Genomic DNA, 18169 nt, shown 5'->3' with positions numbered 1-18169 from the left:
GTGCGCACTCGGGTGTGCCGGGATGGGAGGTGCACATCGTGGCTGAGGTTCCCGCATTGCGGCGGGCGATCGCGATCCTGCGGCATATGGCCTCGTCGAATCGGTCGATCACGGCCGGTGCGCTGGTCAGGTCGCTCGAGATTCCCCGGTCGAGTGCGTACGACATCCTCGCCGTGCTCGAGGAGCTCGGGCTCGTGGCGCGCACCGAATCCGGGTATGTGCTGGGGGCCGGAGTGCACGAGCTCGGGTCGTCCTACCTGCGGACGAACCCCCTGCAGCGGTTGGCGCAGCCGACCGTCCGTCAGCTCGCCGAGGATACGGCCACGACCGCACAGCTCGCCGTCATCCGCGGCTGGGAGACGGAGTACGTGCTCAAGGAGCAGTCGCTCAAATCCGTCGCACTCATCACCGCCACCGGGGTGCGCATGCCCAGCTACCTCACGGCGACCGGACGGGCGATCCTCGCGCAGCTGCCGAAGTCCGAGGTGCTCGCGATGCTGCAGTCCGAGACCGAGTTCGTCACTCGAACTGGCAAAGGCCCGAACTCGGTGAAGGCGCTCAACGCGGTCCTCGCCCAGGAACGACGGACCGGCAGTGCGATCGAACACGGGGAAGTCACCCCCGGAATCTCGACGATCGCGGCTCCGGTCTTCGACGTGCTCGGTCGCCCGATCGCGGCCATCGGACTCTCGTTCGTCACCGAGACCCTGCCCGAGGACACCGAATCTCTGATCGAGCGGGTCAGAACCGCCGCCGCCGAGGTGACCGCCAAGCTGCGGTGAGGGTATTCAGCTCTGGTCACGCCACCGGCTTCGGCTGCCGCAGCTGAAAGTCCTTGCCGACGGAGTGTCAGAATTCGAGGACTCGCCGTTCGCGCGCGACCTCCTCGACGATCTGGTGATCGCTGCGCAGCTCCTTGACCAGGGAGATGGCGAGGACGACCACGATGACGGTGAACGGAACCGCCGAGAGCATCGCCGCCTGCTGCAGGGCCTGCAGCCCGCCCACGAGGAGCAGGACCGCCGCGCAGCCTCCGGTGAGGAAGCCCCAGGTGGCGATCACCGGACGGTGGGGAGTGAAGGACCCTCGCGAGGACAGCGAGCTGAGGACGAAGGTGTTCGAGTCCGCTGAGGAGACGAAGAACAGGATCACCATGATGATCGTGAACACCGAGGAGAGCATGGACAGCGGCAGCTGGTCGAGGAGGCTGAAGAAAGCTGTGTCCAAGTTGTCCTGAGTGGCCTCACCGATTCCTGCCCCATCACTGTCGAACTTGATCGCCGAACCGCCCATCACAGTGAACCAGATGAAGAAGACGGCGCTGGGAACGAGAAGGACTCCGGCGACGAATTCCCGGATGGTCCGGCCCTTCGAGATCTTGGCCAGGAAGATGCCGACGAAGGCGCTCCACGACAGCCACCACGCCATCATGAAATAGGTCCAGCCGAGCATCCATTCGCTGTCCTCAGCGTTCGTGGGTGTCATGAAGCTCAGTTCGATGAAGTCCCCGGCGAAGGCGCCGACAGACCGGACGAACAGGTTGGAGACGAAGCCGCTGGGTCCGGTGATGAAGACGAAGAGCCCCAGCAGTGTCGCCATGGTCAGCGTGATCTGCGAGATGTACTTGATGCCGCGGCTCACACCGGTCAGTGCCGAACCGGTGAAGAGGAGGGTGAGAACGGTGATGACGATGATCTGCATGACGATGGTGGAATCGACTCCGAGGACGGTGTTGAGTCCCTCGCCGATCTGCGAGGCGCCGAGCCCCAGGGACGTCGTCGTCCCGAAGAGTGTGGCGATGATGGTGAGGATGTCGATGAAGCTGCCGACCCAGCCGTCGACCAAACGGCCGAGGACGGGGCGCAGCATCGTCGACACGAGTGCCGGCCGACCCAATCGGTGAGTGGAATAGCCGATCGCCAGCCCGAAGACGCCGAAGATCGCCCAGGCCTGGAAGCCCCAGTCGAGGTAGGAGAACTGCATCGCGCGAATCGCCGCGTCCATGGTCTCAGGCTCGGCCAGACCGTGGGGCGGGGTCATGAAGTGCGACATCGGTTCGGCTACCCCGTAGCTGACCAGGCCGATGCCCATCACTGCCGCGAGGATCATCGCCAACCAGGTGATTGTGCGGTATTCGGGACGTGAGTCCTGAGAGCCGAGGCGGAGGCGACCGAATCGACTGGCAGCGAACCACACCAGCATCGCGATCGCCGCGAAGGGAACGACGAGGTAGATCCAGCCGAAACCGGTGGACACCGTCGTCATCGCCCGCGTCATGATGTCAGAGAGCGCATCGGGCGCAATCGTCGCCCACACCATGAAGGCGATGACGATGGCGACCGAGCATACGAACACTTTCCCCACTCGGTTGGAGCGTGGAGCCCCGTCGAATGCCGTCGGGGCGTCGCCCGGATCAGGTCCGGATTCGGCCCCGCCGGCAGGGGGAGGGTCGTCTGACCCGCTCGAGGAAGCGGACGCGGTTGAGCGGTCGGAACCGCCTGCAGTGCCGCTTGCGGGTTCGGGGGCGGGTGAGTTCAGCGTCGTCATCGTGGTCTCCGGACTCATGGTCGCCTCGGCGGCAGGCATGAGCCATCTTCGGTTCAGTGGGTGGGATCGGCAGATTGCACAACAGGCCCCGCGAACTGGGTCGTTCGTGGGGCCGTGCGACTGACGAGTCTATGCGCTTGTCGCCGAATCACCACATGCTTGAGTGCGGAAACAGCAGAGTGTGAGTCTTCTCGCGGTGGAGCACCGACGTTGCCGTCCCTCGCGGACCGGTCTCACCGCCGCTCGAGCAGCACCGCGACCTCGAGGTGCTTCGTGTGCGGGAACATGTCGAAGATCCGCGCCTGGGCCACCTGATAGCTGGGCATCCGTGCGAGGTCCTTGGCCAGCGACACGGGATTGCAGCTCGAGTAGACGATGTGCTCGAGACCGGAGCTCTCCAGCGCGGCCGACAGCCGTGCACCGATCCCTCGCCGAGGCGGGTTGACGATCATGCAGTCCGGACGTTCGACGCCGGCAGGGCCGGTCGCATCGGCCGAAGTGACCAAGTTCGCCTCGGCGAACTCCGTCGCATCGCCGGCGAGGAACCGGGCATCGACACCGAGCTCACCAGCGCTGATCTTCGCCGACTCGATCGCCTGCTCGCTGACCTCGACGCCGGTGACCCGACGGGACGGACTCGCGCAGTGCAGCGCAAATCCACCGACACCGCAGTAGAGATCCCACAGATTCGCCGACTCGACCGCGTCCACCCACTCAGCCACCTGGTTGTACAAGCCGATAGCCACGTGCGTGTTCGTCTGGAAGAAGCTCTGCGGCCGCAGATGCAGATCGACCCGATCGAGGTTCATCCGCAGCGACTCGCCGCGAAGCATCTCCTCGCGACTGCCCTCGAGGACCGCCTTGTGCTCGGGCAGCAGATTCACCGACACCACCGAGGCATCCGGCACACGTTCGATCAACTGCGCGCGCCGCGACCTCAGCACGTCCAGACCATGCTGAGTGCGCACGACGAACCGGATCATCAACTCACCCGATGGGGCCGCCGTGACATGGACGAACTTCGACTCGCCGCGACGAGCAGAGACATCGTAGGGCTCGAGTCCGGTGGCATCGAGGAAGTCCGCGAGCACCGGAATGACAGCTCGGATCGCCGGAGCCTGAATCCCGCATTCGCGCAGGTCGACGCCGTGAAACTCCTGATCGAGGATGCCCAAGGTCACCTGCCCAGCCGAACCTCCGACGGCGAGCTTCGCCCGATTCCTGAAGTCCCGCACTCCGCCGGCGAAGGTCGGCAGCCATTCCCGCGGGGCCGCCTCGGCGAGGATTTCCCGACACCAGGTCTCCTTGTCCGTGATCTGCTGCCCGTAAGAGGTCTCGAGGAGCGCACAGGAACGGCATTCCCCGCGCTCGAAATAGCCGCAATGCAGGTGCCCATGATCCGCCGAGGCGGGGGTGAGCGGCAGGGTCGTCATCCCCTCATTCTAATCGGCGATCCTCCCGGGAGATTCCGTTGACCCTGCCCACGGGCCGCCGTAGACTAGACCTGGCCAAATCGATTTGGCTCTACCCTCGAGCGCAAAGGACCCCATGACTCAGCTGCGCGGCCTCCACGAATCCCCGACCCTGCTCGTCCCGGAGAAGGTCCTCCTGCCCGAAGGCGCGCAGACCGGCCATGCGGTGCTCGTCGACGACGGTCGGATCCTTGCCGTCGGTCCCCTCGCCGAGGTGGCCGCCCAGGCCGAATCGCTGCTCATCGATGCCGACGCCGCCGATCCGAATCCCAAGGCCGACCGGGCAGCCACCGAACCTGTTCGCATCGACCTGCCCGGACGCCTGCTCATGCCCGGCTTCATCGACGCCCACCACCACCTGACCCAGACCTTCGGCAAGTCCCTCGTCTTCGGCGAGCCCTCCGAGATCTTCCAGCGCGTATGGGTGCCGATGGAGTCGAACATGGACGCCGAAGCCATCGACGTCGCCACCCGGCTGGCCGCCTGGGAGTCCCTGCGCGGCGGCTTCACCACCGTCGCCGACGCCGGCACCCGCTCGAGCGTCGACGTCTCCGCGATCTCCGACGTCACAGCGGGCGTCGGCCTGCGCTGCGTGCTCGGCGTCATCTGCAACGACCTCGGCGGGGGAGTGCGCACCTCGACCGTCGCCGAGGTGGTCGGTGCCGCCGACAGTCACCTGAACAGGTGGGACGACGCCTCCCTCGTCCACCCCTCCCTGGCTGTGTCCATCCCCGAGGTCGCCTCCGACGAGGCGCTCGTGGAGATCACGCAGATGGCCCGAGGCGCGGAGGTGCCCTTCCAGACCCACCTCAACGAACACATCGTCGCCGTCGAGCGCTCCCTCATCTCCAGCGGTGAACGCCCGCTCGAACGCTTGGCCCGCCTCGGGGCTCTGGGCCCCGAACTGCTGGCGGCCCATGCCACGCTGCTCACCCCGCGCGAGATCCGACTGCTGCGCGACTCCGGCGGCGCGATCGCCTACAACCCGGTCGCGAGTTCGTGGAAGGGCAACGCAGTGGCGCCGGCTCTGCTCATGCACGAGCTCGGTATGCGCATCGGCCTCGGCACCGACGGCACCCGTTCGGATGCCTTCCGCCTCCTCGACGCCGCCGAGACCGCCCAGCGCCTCACCGGCGGAATGGACGTCATCGACTCCTCCGCCGGCGGCGGTTGGACCTGGCTCGAACAGGGCCTGCGCGGCGGTGCCGACGCCGTGGGACTGGGCGGGCAGATCGGAGAGATCTCGCCCGGCGCCCGTGCCGACCTGCTCGTTCTCAACATCGACACCCCGGAGTTCATACCCTCGTGGGATGTGCCGTGGGAACTCGTGCGCCTGGCCAATCGCGACCAGATCGAAGCGGTCATCGTCGACGGCAAGCTGCGCCTCGAACACGGTTGGCCGGTCGACTGGGACGGCAGGGCATTCCTCGAGCGGGCGAAAGACGTCTCCCGCCGCGTCGTAGAGAACTCACCGATCACGCGCATCGACCCGAGCGCGACCGAGCACAGAGCGAAATGGATGGCCGAGCACGAGCCGACGTCGGAACCGCACGGTGGGGCCGCCTCGGCGAGGGATGACTTCTGATGTCGATGCTCGCGTTCGCGATCATCGCCGCGGTCGTCCTCATCTCCGCGTTCGTGCAGGGATCGACGGGGATGGGGTTCGCGATGATCCTCGCCCCGGTCGTGACGTTCATCGACCCGAGTCTCATCCCGGTGATGCTGCTCGTGCTCATGATCCCGCTCAACCTCTACATCGCCGCGCGGGAGCGGGAGCATATCGACTGGACCGGGGTGAAATGGATCAGTGTCGGGCGTTTTGCGGGCACATTCGCCGGTCTGTGGATCCTCGTCATCGTCAATCTCCACCAGCTCGCGCTGCTCATCGGCTGGTCGACGCTCATCGCCGCGGTCGTCGCGCTGCTGGCGCCGAAGTTCACGCCGAACAAGCCGGTGCTCGCGACGGTCGGGCTCGTCACCGGAGTCACCGAGACTTCGACGGGCATCGGCGGGCCGCCCTATGCGCTGGCCTATCAGCACCGCCCGGGGCCGGAGCTGCGGTCGACGGTGGCGGTGTGTTTCCTCGTCGGTGAGGTCATCTCGCTCATCGTGCTGGCCTTCAGCGGGCAGGTGTCGACGGAGACGATGATCACGACGGCATGGATGCTGCCGTTCCTCGCCGTCGGATCGTTCCTCTCCCGCTACGTCCACCACCGCCTCGACGGGCCGGTGCTGCGCTATATCGTGCTCGGCTTCGCCATCGTCTCCGGCATCATCGTCATCGTCCAGGCGTGAGGACGGTTGCCAGGCGTGAAGTAGGCTGATTCCATGTCTGACTTCCCACGCGCGCACCGCGTCACGATCGCCGATGTGGCGCGTGAGGCCGGTGTCTCGCGGACGACGGTCTCGCATGCGCTCAGCGGTCAGGGGAAGGTCAACGCCGCCACCCGTGCCAAGGTCAAAGAGGTCGCCGACCGGCTGAACTATCGACCCAGCGTCCGAGCCCAGAGCCTCCGGTCGGGTAAGTCGCAGACCCTGGCCCTCCTGTCGTCGATGCCGGCAGCCGTATCCGCGGGGCCTTCCCAGCTCGGCTTCTTCACCGAACTGGCCATGGGGTGTGCGCGAACCGCGCTGCTCGAGGGCTATGTGTTCGTCCTCGCTCCGCCGAATGAAGAGACCAATCCCGTCGACCTGCTCGACATCGATGGGGCGATCCTCCTGGAGCCGACCGTCGACGACCCCCTCGCCGAGGCGCTGCGTGACCGTGGCATCCCCTACGTCACGATCGACGGACCGAGCGGGGGTGGCGGGCCAGGGGCGGGAGTCGGTCCGAGCGCGGGTGGCGGGCGGCCACCCGAGCAGGCCGGAGATGCCGAGGCAGGGTCCGGCAGCAAGTGGAGCATCGACCTGCACCACCGGGCGACAGCCGGACTGCTGCTCGACCACCTCATCGAGCAGGGCGCCGCACAGCCGGCGCTGTTGGTCAGCCGCGGCCTGCGCGGTGCCCAGACAGCCGCCCGCGAAGTCTACGCAGAGACCGTTGCAGCCCGCGGTTTCACACCGCTGATCGCCGAGGCGGATGAGACCTCCGGAGAAGACGGAGCCTTCGCCGCCACGAAGAAGCTGTTGGCCGAGCACCCGGACATCGACGCGGTGCTCGCCCCCATCGACACCTTCGCCTCCGGCGCGGTGAGGGCCGCCCTGGACTCCGGCCGGACGGTCGGTGACGATCTGCTCGTCGCCACCCGCTACGACGGTCTGCGCGCCCGGACGAGCAATCCGCCGCTGACCGCCGTCGACCTCGGGCTCGAGGCGATCTCGAGTGCGGCGGTCGAGATGCTGGTGACCGTTCTCGATGGAGATCACGCGTCGAATGCGGGAGCGGCCCTTGTCGGTGACGACGCGGAGCCCGGCGCGGCGGACGATTCCGGGTCGGCCGCCGCGGCGGGTTCATCTGGTCCTGCCCTTGTCGTCAGGGAATCGACGGCCGGCGTATCGCCGGACGGGCGCAGGGACTGAGCTGGATACTCGGGCTGGGAATTCGGTTCCTGGCCGAACCTCAGATCCGGTAGTCACCGGGTCTCTGGTCGAGTTTGCTCGGATCGGCGATCGGAGTCCTGGCCTTCGGGTGCCGATTGCGCTTGCCGGTGTGGTGGAACAGCAGGTTGAGCAGCACGGAGACGAACGCAGCCATGGCAACACCGCTTCCCAACAGGGACGATGCGCTCTGCGGCAGCTGTGAGTACATGCCGGGAATGAGCACCGGCATGAGTCCTGCGGCCAGGCCGACGGTGGCCGTGATGAGGTTGCCCGTCTGATTGAAATCGATCTTCGCGAGCATCTGGATGCCGAGAACGGCGATGATCGCGAAGACGACCACGGCGGTGCCGCCGACGACGGCCGAGGGCACACCGTTGAGGATGCGTGCGACGGGGCTGAGCCCGATGAGGATGAGGAGGATTCCGGCGATTGCGGTCACGTACCGGCTGCGCACACCGGAAGCACGCACGATTCCGACGTTCTCGCCGCTGGTGACCATCGCCGGGGTGCCGAAGAGGCCGCCGAGGATGGTGATGATGCCGTCTGAGCGGATGAGGCGGGGCACCGCGCGGTGGGGTTCGACCTTCTTGCCGACGATCTCTCCGTTGATGATCGTCTGTCCGGTCGCCTCAGCCATCGATGCGAGCGCCCACAGCAGCATGGGGATCGCGGCGATGAGGTCGAACTTCGGCGAGCCGAACGGGAAGAGTGTCGGGACGGCGAACAGCGGGCCGTCGGTCTGGCCGGAGAAGTCGGTGGCACCCATAAGCGCGCCGACGATGGTGCCGCCGACGAGTCCGACCGCCACAGAGAGCTTGCCGAGCATCCCACGGAAGAACCGGAAGCACAGCACGGTGATGACGATTGTGATGAGGCCGAGGAGCAGGTTCTGCGGGTCGCCGAAGTCCGGCGAATCAGGCTCGCCGACCATGAGTTTGCCGGTGACCTGGACGAGGTTGATGCCGATGACGATGACCATGATCCCGATGACCAGCGGCGGGAAGAACTTGAGCACCTTGACGAACAGCGTCACCGCGAGGATGTAGAAGACACCCGTGAGCAGGACCGCGCCGACCGCGGTCTCGACGTCGGTGCCCTGCGCGATCGTGATGAACAGGATCGTTGCGGCCCCGCCCGGGAGCATCACGAACGGCAGCCGCACTCCGATCTTCCACACGCCCACCGACTGCAGGATCGACCCGAGACCGGAGAGGACGAAGACCGCCGACAGCACCGCCGAGGTGGTCCGCGCATCCAGCCCCAGCGCGGTGGCGATGAGGAACACCGACGAGATCGGGGTCGCCACCATGACCAGCACGTGCTGAATGGCGAACGGGATGAGATTGCGGATCGGACGCAGCTGATCGACGGGGTGGACGGCCGTGCCGGATGCGTCGGTGCCCGCGGAAGGGATTCTGTCTGCCTCGACGGCGGTGTCGGCGTCGTTGCCGGCGGTGCTGTCGGATTTGTCCGGATCGGGTGTTGCGGGCATGGCACTGCTCCTCGAGGCACATCGTGATCGGCCTGAAATCCAACGGCCAAATCGATTTGTTCAATCGTGCATCGCGCGAGAGGCGGTGTCAATGAGTGGTTCGGAATTCGGACGGCAGGCGCGTGGACGCCGCCAGGTCGCCAGCCGCCTCAAACATAGGTCGCAAGCGGATACTTTCGGGGCGGCTCATAAGTGTCCGTTTGCGACCGGAATTTGGGGTTCAGGGTCTGCGGGCGACCCGAGTGCTCTCGAAACTCTGCCGTGCTCAGACTCAGGCTGCAGTGACGGGGCGAGAGCGGTGTCAGGCGAAGATGAAGCTGAGCGCGACGAAGGTGCCGAAGGAGACGAACGGGGCGATCGCTGCAACTGCGATGGCGATGATGCCGGGTGTCCGGCCCCGCCCGGTGACCGTGGAGACGATGCCGAGCACGATGCCCGTGATGCCCACGCAGGTGCACAGGCCCTGGACCCCGACGAGCACGGTCGCCAGGGTCTGATACCAGTCCGGCGTGTCGGTGAAGTAGTAGCCGGACGCCGCCTCGGAGGGCCCGACGGTGGCTCCCAGAATCACCGAGGCGGCCAGGCTGAGAACCATGGCGACGATCGAGAGGGTCAACGCCGCCTTGCCCAGCGTCGGCGACTTCGCCGAGGCGTCACCATCTATTCGAGCCGTCGCGCCAGCATCGTGCGTATGGTCCAGGTCGTCGGGGTGCGGAGAGGCATAGATCGGCTGGGTGGGAGGGGTGGGGACCCGGGGCTGCTGTGCCGCGAGCTCATCATCGGTGGGCTGGGGGTACGAGAAGTCCGTCGAAGTCATGCTTCGACGCTATCGACGCGGACCATCGGCGTCCCATCCTGCTATCCCAAGTTTGGGGTCGGGAAAACCTCCCTCCGGTCACTGCCCGACCAGTCGCCGCAAACATAGGTCACCAACGGATGCTTTCGAGCGGGAAACATCCGTTTGTGACCTATGTTCGGGGTTCAGGGCTTGCGGGCGACGATGAGGAACCTCTTCTGCGTGACCGAGATCGGCTCACTCGACTCGGCCAGGCGTCTGAGGACGTCGAGATTGGACCTGACGGTGAACCCGGGCACGTCCCACGGAATATAGGCGAGGTACTCGATGACCGCCTCGACGTCGGTGAAGCGCATCGTCCCCTGCCATTTGCGAGCCGCCTCGATCGACAGGCCCTGACTCTCGGCATCGCTGATGCAGGGTTCGAGCTGCTGATGCAGATCGCCCACCCCGCCGCCGAAGAGGTCGCGGAACTCCTGCGCCTCCGTGCCGTCGACCTGCTGGGTGAGGAACAGCCCGCCCGGGGAGAGCACGCGGGCCACCTCGGCGAGGTCATAGCTCTCGTGGCGGTTCATCACGAGGTCGAACTCCCCGTCGCCCCACGGCATCTCCGGGTGATGATCGCTGTCGTAGCGGGTGACCTCGACGCCGTAGTCCTCCAGCATCGAGGTGGCCAAGGGAACGTTCGGCTCCCACCCCTCGGTCGCGGAGATCGTCGGTGAAGATTCGCCGGGAGGCCGGGCCTCGTTGAGGCGATCGATGAGTTCGCTGAGGCGCTCGCCGCCTCCCGTGCCCATATCGAGGCAGCTGCTCGACTCGGCCATCGCGTCGAGGCAGATCTGATCGAAGTCCCAAGGCGGATCATCGGCGATGAGGCGGCCGGACAGCGGGGAGAAATCCCACCCCGTCATCGACGCAGTCTCATGGATCCAGGCCCACCGCTCATGGCGTTCGTGGGGAGTCTCGTCGCGGGTGCGACTGCTGTCGGCATATTCGGGCATGTCTACACTCCTCTGCCGGGGTGGCCCGGCCGCACTGCCGGGCAGTTCAGCGATGCTGCCGGTCGGCTCAGCACCTCGGCGGCGCCGGTGCCGTACTTCGACTCTAGGGCAAAACGCGGCCGACGTGCAGGATGTGGGAGAAGAATTCTCCGTACTGAGACTTAGGCGCCGGCTCCGTACTGAGACCTAGGCGCCGGCTCCGGGGCCGGCCCCTATCCGAGGAAGCTGAAGACGAGGACCGCCAGGCAGACGATGAGCATCCCCAGACAGTTGAGCCAGAAATCCCGCCCGACATATCGGGCGCGCAGGTGCGCGGCAGCGGCACAGAGGAAATAGACGACGAGGCCCACCGCGGCTGCCACGCCGAGACCGGGAACCCAGATCCCGGCCACCAGCCCCGCCGCAGCGAGGAATTTCACGACCGCGAGCACCCACCACCAGTCGCGCGGAAATCCGACCCCGTCGAGGCAGTCGACGATCGCCCGCGGCGGACGGAAGGTGAGCAGACAGTCCCCGAAGGCGATGACGGCAAGGACGACGGCCGGCCAGACCGGGTCGGGCAGCAGAGTCACAGCGGCCCCCGTGCACGCGTGTGGAAGGCGATCGTGGCGAGCAGCGCGTCACTCGCCTCGGACAGCGTCATCGTCGTCGCGGCCCAGCGGAAGAGAATCCCCAGGTAGGAGTCGTAGAGTGCCGAAGCGCTGGCGCGCGCATGGCCGTCGTCGATTCCGATCGAGATCAAGGACTCGCTGAGGCGGCCCTGCAGATCCAGCGCGAGAGCGTTGAACACCTCGGGCTCAGCCTTGACCCGCATCATCGCCGCTGCATAGTCCCGCGACAGGTCCTCATGCGCGGCGAAGAATTCGAGGAACGGCAGAAAGAGCTCGAGCAGATGACGCTGCACCGCCGAGGTGGCCCTGGGAGGCCCGGGCGCGGCCGCATAGATGGCATTCGCTGTCACTCCGGTCCCCGCGGATGCTCGCGGCGCGGTTCCGGCTCCCCGCTTCGACAGGCTCGCCCGCCGAGGCGGCGGCGAATATGTCCCGTCCTGGAGCTGGCCGATCCACCTGTCGAAGCAGGCGACGAGGATCGCGTCCTTGTCGCCGACCGACATCACCCGGCCGACGGACACCTCGGCGGCCCTGGCGACGGCGCGCACGGTCGTGGCCCTGAATCCGTGCTCGAGGAACAGATCGGCAGCGGCGCGGATGATCCGGGCCTCCGTCTGCCGCCACTTCTCGGAGCGGAATTGAACGCGTTCACCAACCATGCTCGAAGCCTAGGTCCTTCCGTGTTCAGTTTCCATACCGCGCAGCCTCATCCGTTCAACGCAGTGCAGCCGGCCCGGTTCCATGCCGCGCAGCCCGTGCCCGCCGGCTTCGCCCGCCGCACTCGCCGGTTGTGCCAGCCGCGCTCGCCCGCCGCGCCCGCCGTGTTGCCCGAATCGGCAAAGTCAATGTACCTTAACTTCATGAACGTCGATCCCTCTGTCGCTGTACACGCCGGCGGGCGCGGGCGGAAGAAGCACAGCCGGAAGAAGCACGGCCGGAAGAAGGGCTCCACCGCCGTCCTCCTCGGCCCGGCCTTCGTCGCTGCCATCGCGTATGTCGATCCGGGAAACGTCGCGGCCAATCTCACCGCCGGCGCGGAGTACGGATACCTCCTCGTCTGGGTGCTCGTGGCTGCGAATCTCATCGCCGTTCTCGTCCAATACCTGTCCTCGAAGCTCGGGCTGGTCTCCGGGCAGTCTCTGCCGAGCCTCCTAGGTGATCGCCTCCGCAGGCGAACCCGCCTCGCGTACTGGGGACAGGCCGAGGTCGTCGCCATCGCCACCGACCTCGCCGAAGTCATCGGCGGTGCGATCGCCCTGAAGATCCTCTTCGACCTGCCGCTCCTGCTGGGCGGGGTCATCGTCGGAGTGGTGTCGCTGTTCCTGCTCTCGATCCAATCCACCCGCGGTCAGCGTCCCTTCGAGTTCGTCATCATCGGATTCCTGGTCATCATCGCCATCGGCTTTCTAGCAGGCCTGTTCGTCGGGGATGTGAATTGGGGGCAAGCCGCAGGTGGAATCGTGCCCCGCCTCGAAGGCACGAACTCCGTGGTCCTGGCCGCGAGCATGCTCGGCGCCACTGTCATGCCCCACGCGATCTACCTCCACTCGGCGCTCTCGGTCGACCGTCACCGCGACAATGCGACCGCCTCGACCGGACAGCTGCTGCGTGCAAGCCGCTGGGACGTCGTGCTCTCCCTCGTCGTCGCCGGATCCGTGAACATCGCCATGCTGCTCCTGGCCGCCGCCTCCCTGCGCGGCCAGACCGGCACCGACACCATCGAAGGTGCGCACGCGGTCGTCACGGCCAACCTCGGCGAGATCGTCGGCCTCTTCTTCGGCATCGGACTCCTCGCCTCGGGGCTGGCGTCGAGTGCCGTCGGGTCCTATGCGGGTGCGTCGATCATGCAGGGCCTGCTGCGCGTGAACATTTCGATCGTGTGGCAGCGCGCGGTCACGATGATCCCCGCGCTCATCGTCTTGGGCCTCGGCGTCGACCCGACCTGGGCGCTCGTGCTCAGTCAGGTCGTGCTCAGCCTCGGCATCCCGTTTGCGATGATCCCCCTGGTCAGGCTCACGAGCAGCCGCCGGGTGATGGGCGAATTCGCGAACGCACGATGGATCACGCTCATCGCGGCGGCCGCCTCGGCGCTCATCATCGTCCTCAACGTCGTCCTCATCGTCCTGCTCGTTCTCGACGTCGACTGACCTTCGCCGAGGTGGGGCGGCCGGCTTCGGTCGACGTCGGTCGGACCTGTGCATTCGCGCGCCGTCGCCGCATCGCTGCCGCGCGGCGGCCGATGAGCCCGTGCCGAGGGGCGAAGAGGTAGACGAGTGCGAAGACCGCGCCCTGCGAGAGCACCACCATCCCTCCGGATGCGGTGTCGAGGTAGTAGCTCGAGTAGAGGCCGATCACCGCGCACAGAATGGAGATTGCCGGGGCGATGAGCAGCATCCGCTGGAACCTGTCGGTGAGCAGATAGGCGCATGAGCCGGGCACGATGAGCATCGCCACGACGAGCACGACCCCGACCGCCTGCAATGCGACCACGGAGGTCAGCGCGAGCAGTCCGAGCAGGGCGGCACCGAGCAGGCGCGGATTGATCCCCAGCGCATGCGCATGAGTCGGGTCGAAGGCATAGAGCGTGAAGTCGCGGTTCTTGGCCACGAGCACGAGCAGGGTGATCACCCCGAGGATCGCCACCTGGAACAGCTCGGACCTCGAGACGCCGAGGAGGTTGCCGAAGATGATGTGATTGAGGTCGACGTGCGATGGGGTGACCGAGATGAGGACGAGACCGAGGGCGAAGAGCGAGGTGAAGACGATGCCGATCGCCGCATCCTCCTTGATCCGGCTGGTGTCGCGGACGGCTCCGATGAGTCCGACCGCGAGGAAGCCGAAGACCACGGCGCCGAGGGCGAACGGCGCGCCGATGACATAGGCGAGGACGACTCCGGGCAGCACCGCATGGGAGACGGCATCGCCCATGAGCGACCAGCCGATGAGCACCAGCCAACAGGAGAGGACGGCGCATACGACCGAGGCGGTGAGAGTCGTTGCCAAGGCACGGAGCATGAAGTCGAAGCCGAAGGGCTCGAGCAGGAATTCGATGAGGGTCATGGCGTCTCGATCTCGATTCGGTCATCGTGGTCTGTGCGGGGACGTACCTCTTCCCGGGGAGCCTCGCTCGCCCCGGGCGGGGCCGGATCGAGGCCGAAGGCCAGCGCGAGATTCTCCGGACGGAGCACCTCGGCGGGGGAGCCGTGGAGTAGGACCCGGCGCATCAGGAGGATCGCCTCGTCGGCGAGTGCGGGCAGCGCATTGAGGTCGTGAGTGGACACGAGCACCGTCGCCCCCGCCTCGGCGAGTTCCTTCAGCAGGCCGGTGATCGTCGCCTCGCTGCGTTTGTCGACGCCGGCGAAGGGCTCGTCGAGGAGCAGGATCGTCGCCCCCTGCGCGAGTCCGCGGGCGACGAAGGCCCGCTTCTTCTGCCCGCCCGAGAGCTGACCGATCTGCCGGTCGGCGTACTCGGTGAGTTCGACGCGGGCCAGCGCACTGTCGACGGCCTCGCGGTCGGCTCTCCGGCTCAGCCGCAGCGGGCCCATCCGCCCATAGCGGCCCATCGTCACCACATCTCGCACCGACAGCGGGAAGTCCCAGTCGACGTCCTCGCTCTGGGGGACATAGCCGAGGGCGCCGGCCCGTCGGGCCTGCCGAGTCGGGCCGCCGTCGATGCTCACTCGCCCGGAGTCGGGGTCGACGATGCCCATGATCGTTTTGAACAGAGTCGACTTGCCCGAGCCGTTCATCCCGATCAGTCCGCAGATGCGTCCGCTCCCCAGAGTCAGGGAGGCGCGATCGAGAGCGAGCGTGTCCCCATAGTGCACGGTCACCTCGTCGACGGTGATCGCCGGTGGTGCCTCGCCGGCTGGCCCGACGGGCCCGGTCGCGGAAGCGGTGGCTGCGGAACTCACGATTCGCTCCCGGTCAGCGCCTCGGAGATGACCGATGCGTCGTGGCGGATGAGGTCGAGGTAGGTGGGCACCGGACCGTCGGCCTCGGACAGCGAATCGACGTAGAGTGTGCCGCCGAATTCGGCCTCCGTGGCCTCGACGACTCGATCCATCGGCGCTTGGGAGACCGTGGATTCGCAGAACACCGCTGGCACCTCGTTGTCTTCGACGAAGTCGATCGCCGAGGTGATCTGGCCCGGTGTCGCCTGCGATTCGGCATTGACGGGCCAGATGTACTTCTCGCTCAATCCGGCATCGCGTGCGAGGTAGGAGAACGCTCCTTCACAGGTGACCAGCGCACGCTGGGACTTCGGCAGCGTGGAGAGGTCGTCGACGAGGTCGTCCTGGACCGTCTGCAGCTGCTGGCTGTAGTCCTTCGCATTGGCGGTGAAGTCCTCGGCGTGGTCCGGGTCGAGGTCGGCGAAGGCGCGGGCCATGTTCTCGGCGTAGATCTGGACGTTGAGCGGGCTCATCCAGGCGTGCGGGTTGGGTTTGCCGGCGTAGGCATCCTCGGTGATCGAGAGTTCGTCGACACCCTCGCTGACGACGGCGTGGGGGACGTCGATCTCGTCGACGAACTGGGAGAACCACTGTTCGAGGTTGAGTCCGTTGTCGAGCACGAGGTCGGCCTTCGCGGCCTTGCGGATGTCGCCGGGGGTGGGTTCGTAGCCGTGGATCTCGGCTCCGGCCTTCGTGATCGACTCGACTTCGAGGTGCTCGCCCGCGACATTGTCTGCGATGTCGGCGAGCACCGTGAACGTCGTGAGCACGACCGGTCTGTCGCCGGCGTCCTCGGCGGTCGCGGTGCCGCCGCAGGCGGCCAGCCCGAGGGGCAGGGCCGTGGCCAGGGCTGCAGCGGCTGCGCGGTGGGCGCGGCGATCACACTGCTCTGCGGGAACGTCGCCGGGGGCGGATGGTCTCTCGGCGGAGGTGGTGGAACTGCTGTGGTCAGACACGAGGGGCTCCTTGTCGTCGGGGGTCCCGAATAAAAGTTAAGGTACGTTAACTTTAGAGTCTGACTGGGGGAAAGCCAAGTCGCACCTCGTCACCGAGGCGTCTCTTCAGGCGGGGAGGATCTTCGAGCGGGCGAGGGCGGGGGAGTGGCCTCGTCAGCGTTCGCTCAAGATCGGTCAGTCCTCCCGCAGATCGATCGGGCGGACGAGGATGCGCGGATCCGAACGCACCCACCAAGGGCGCGGCTCGCCCGCGGACTTCGCCGCGCGGCGTTCGGCGCGGGTGGCATAACGGTAGGTGAAGACGCGGACGCGGATGAGGTCCGGTGCCACGCCGTCGAAGGGGTCGGATCCCATGAGACGGCGGATCTGGTCGTCCCCGGAGCCGATCCTGCGCACGAGCTCGGAGAACCAGGTCTGCCGATAGTCACCGAGCGCGGCGAACCACATGAGCCAGTCGAGCCGCAGATGATAGGGCGCGACGACGGGGCCGCGGCGAAGAACATCCCCGGGCTTGCCTTTGAACCGATACTCTCGCCAACCGGCGTCTGGGTCATCGCGGCTCGGATCGTCAGCGCCGACGCCGCCGGCGTCAGCGCCGGTACCGCCGGCGTCTCCGCTGTCGATGGCTGCGCCCCCAGCGTCGCCGTCGCCGATCCACCCTTCGATGATGATCTCGTTGCGGGTCTCGGTCATCGACCCGAACGCCCCGTAGGCATTGCCGAGACCGAGCCGATTGAAGCTTGCATTCATCAGCTGATTCGGGGAGAACAGGTTCCGGAGAGCCGGCACATTCAGCCACACCTGCCACGCGACGAACACGAGGACGACGATCAGCCACCAGAGGGGCAGGGCCTCGACCGGATAGGTGTCGGCGGCAGGGCCGGCCACCTCGGCGCCGGTGGAATCGGTGAACACAGTCCACCCCCACCCGGGGAACGGGCCGCCGACGATCCACCGGAAGAAGGTGTCGCTGATTCCGGAGCAGGCGAGCAGGATCGTCGCCCAGTTCAGCCACGCGTAGTTGCCGCTGATCACGAGTGCGAGCTGGGTGATGATGATGGCTGAGGCTGCGAAGGAGGCGATCGGCTGCGGTGCGAACAGCAGCCACGGGGCGACGAGCTGGACGATGTGGCTGCCCAGGGTCTCGCCCTTGTGCCACCAGCCGGGCATGAGGTGGGCCAGACGGGAGGCCGGGTTCGGCATCGGCTGAGTCTGATGGTGATAGTCCATCGCGGTGAGGTCGCGCCAGGATGAGTCCCCGCGCATCTTGATCATTCCGGCACCGAATTCGACGCGGATGACGAACCACCGCAGCAGCAGGATCATCGGCAGGGCCGGGACCACCTCGTGGGAGCCGAGGAAACCGATGAGGAATCCCGCCTCGAGGAGCAGCGATTCCCAGCCGAAGCCGTAGAAGCGCTGCCCGATCGACACGATCGAGAAGTACATCGCCCACATCGCCAGGAACACCGGGATCGGCACCCACGCAGGGCCCGCCTGCGGCAGGCCGATGATCGCCGAGGCGGCCAGGACCATTCCGATCACGCAGACCAGGCGCAGCCGTCGGTCCGAATACGAAAACCGCTTCCACCGGAAGAGGCTCGGAGCCTGCCGGGCCGTGGTCAGGGCGATGAACCGTGGGGCGGGGGTCAGCCCGCGTTCGCCGAGGAGGGTCGGAAACTGGTTGAACGCGGACGCGAAGGCGATGAGGAAGAGCACACCGAAGCCGCGTTGGATGATCTCGCGGGAGATCGTGTAGTCGCCTGCGGTGAGCAGAGCGATCAGCTGGCTGAGTTCCATG

Annotated in this window: 16 protein-coding genes; 5 read left to right on the top strand and 11 right to left on the bottom strand. The window is 66.7% G+C overall.

What is annotated here, in order from left to right; all coding sequences use genetic code 11:
- Nucleotides 1-38: 38 nt before the first annotated feature.
- Nucleotides 39-782, top strand: coding sequence for an IclR family transcriptional regulator (locus FHG09_RS01060; protein ID WP_152345846.1), 744 nt, complete (start codon nt 39-41; stop codon nt 780-782).
- 67 nt (nt 783-849) lie between these two features.
- Here FHG09_RS01060 and FHG09_RS01055 read toward each other — a convergent pair whose 3' ends face one another.
- Both FHG09_RS01055 and FHG09_RS01050 read right to left on the bottom strand, forming a co-directional pair.
- A complete protein-coding gene (locus FHG09_RS01055) occupies nt 850-2586 on the bottom strand; it encodes a BCCT family transporter (RefSeq protein ID WP_227492473.1) in 1737 nt (578 codons plus the stop codon).
- Between the two features lie 194 nt (nt 2587-2780).
- Complete coding sequence (locus FHG09_RS01050) at nt 2781-3980, bottom strand: methyltransferase domain-containing protein (RefSeq protein WP_193627233.1); 1200 nt, start codon at nt 3978-3980, stop codon at nt 2781-2783.
- Nucleotides 3981-4095: 115 nt separating this feature from the next.
- Between FHG09_RS01050 and FHG09_RS01045 the strand changes: the two genes are divergently transcribed.
- Genes FHG09_RS01045 through FHG09_RS01035 form a run of 3 tightly spaced genes read left to right on the top strand, consistent with a single transcriptional unit; the run spans nt 4096 to nt 7538 of the window.
- Nucleotides 4096-5604, top strand: a complete 1509-nt coding sequence (locus tag FHG09_RS01045; protein WP_152345845.1) for an amidohydrolase family protein — start codon at nt 4096-4098, stop codon at nt 5602-5604.
- The gene (locus FHG09_RS01040; RefSeq protein WP_152345844.1) at nt 5604-6314 is read left to right on the top strand and encodes a sulfite exporter TauE/SafE family protein; all 711 of its coding nucleotides are present in this window, start codon (nt 5604-5606) and stop codon (nt 6312-6314) included. Before FHG09_RS01045 ends, FHG09_RS01040 begins: the two co-directional genes overlap by 1 nt.
- A 33-nt stretch (nt 6315-6347) precedes the next feature.
- Nucleotides 6348-7538 carry a LacI family DNA-binding transcriptional regulator gene (locus tag FHG09_RS01035; RefSeq protein ID WP_152345843.1) on the top strand — a complete coding sequence of 397 codons (1191 nt, stop codon included), beginning with the start codon at nt 6348-6350 and terminating at the stop codon, nt 7536-7538.
- A 40-nt stretch (nt 7539-7578) separates the two neighbouring features.
- Here the strand turns inward: FHG09_RS01035 and FHG09_RS01030 are convergent, their stop codons facing one another.
- From FHG09_RS01030 to FHG09_RS01010, 5 genes are all read right to left on the bottom strand, one after another.
- The gene (locus FHG09_RS01030) at nt 7579-9051 is read right to left on the bottom strand and encodes a uracil-xanthine permease family protein (RefSeq protein ID WP_152345842.1); all 1473 of its coding nucleotides are present in this window, start codon (nt 9049-9051) and stop codon (nt 7579-7581) included.
- Between the two features lie 301 nt (nt 9052-9352).
- Complete coding sequence (locus FHG09_RS01025) at nt 9353-9868, bottom strand: hypothetical protein (protein WP_152345841.1); 516 nt, start codon at nt 9866-9868, stop codon at nt 9353-9355.
- 164 nt (nt 9869-10032) lie between these two features.
- Complete coding sequence (locus FHG09_RS01020; protein ID WP_152345840.1) at nt 10033-10848, bottom strand: class I SAM-dependent methyltransferase; 816 nt, start codon at nt 10846-10848, stop codon at nt 10033-10035.
- 212 nt (nt 10849-11060) lie between these two features.
- Nucleotides 11061-11420: a DoxX family protein gene (locus FHG09_RS01015; protein ID WP_152345839.1), complete on the bottom strand. Its 360-nt coding sequence runs from the start codon at nt 11418-11420 to the stop codon at nt 11061-11063.
- Nucleotides 11417-12118 (bottom strand): TetR/AcrR family transcriptional regulator, encoded by a 702-nt coding sequence (locus FHG09_RS01010; protein ID WP_152345838.1) that lies wholly within the window; start codon nt 12116-12118, stop codon nt 11417-11419. The genes FHG09_RS01015 and FHG09_RS01010 overlap by 4 nt, the downstream gene beginning before the upstream one ends.
- 201 nt (nt 12119-12319) lie before the next feature.
- Here FHG09_RS01010 and FHG09_RS01005 point away from each other — a divergent pair, with 201 nt between their 5' ends.
- Nucleotides 12320-13606 carry an Nramp family divalent metal transporter gene (locus tag FHG09_RS01005; protein ID WP_152345837.1) on the top strand — a complete coding sequence of 429 codons (1287 nt, stop codon included), beginning with the start codon at nt 12320-12322 and terminating at the stop codon, nt 13604-13606.
- Here FHG09_RS01005 and FHG09_RS01000 read toward each other — a convergent pair.
- The 4 genes from FHG09_RS01000 to FHG09_RS00985 all read right to left on the bottom strand — a co-directional run bounded on the left by FHG09_RS01000 (nt 13575) and on the right by FHG09_RS00985 (nt 18168).
- Nucleotides 13575-14519 (bottom strand): metal ABC transporter permease, encoded by a 945-nt coding sequence (locus tag FHG09_RS01000; protein ID WP_152345836.1) that lies wholly within the window; start codon nt 14517-14519, stop codon nt 13575-13577. The two genes, FHG09_RS01005 and FHG09_RS01000, sit on opposite strands and share 32 nt — an antisense overlap.
- Nucleotides 14516-15373 carry a metal ABC transporter ATP-binding protein gene (locus FHG09_RS00995; protein WP_152345835.1) on the bottom strand — a complete coding sequence of 286 codons (858 nt, stop codon included), beginning with the start codon at nt 15371-15373 and terminating at the stop codon, nt 14516-14518. Before FHG09_RS00995 ends, FHG09_RS01000 begins: the two co-directional genes overlap by 4 nt.
- Entirely contained in the window at nt 15370-16260 is an 891-nt protein-coding gene (locus FHG09_RS00990; protein ID WP_152346243.1) for a metal ABC transporter substrate-binding protein, read from the bottom strand. Before FHG09_RS00990 ends, FHG09_RS00995 begins: the two co-directional genes overlap by 4 nt.
- A 282-nt stretch (nt 16261-16542) precedes the next feature.
- Nucleotides 16543-18168, bottom strand: coding sequence for a lipase maturation factor family protein (locus tag FHG09_RS00985; RefSeq protein ID WP_152345834.1), 1626 nt, complete (start codon nt 18166-18168; stop codon nt 16543-16545).
- Nucleotide 18169: the final 1 nt, after the last annotated feature.

It is taken from the genome of Brevibacterium sp. CFH 10365 (genome assembly GCF_009299785.1).
GTDB lineage: Bacteria > Actinomycetota > Actinomycetes > Actinomycetales > Brevibacteriaceae > Brevibacterium > Brevibacterium limosum.
This window is presented reverse-complemented; position numbering and strand designations above follow the sequence as displayed.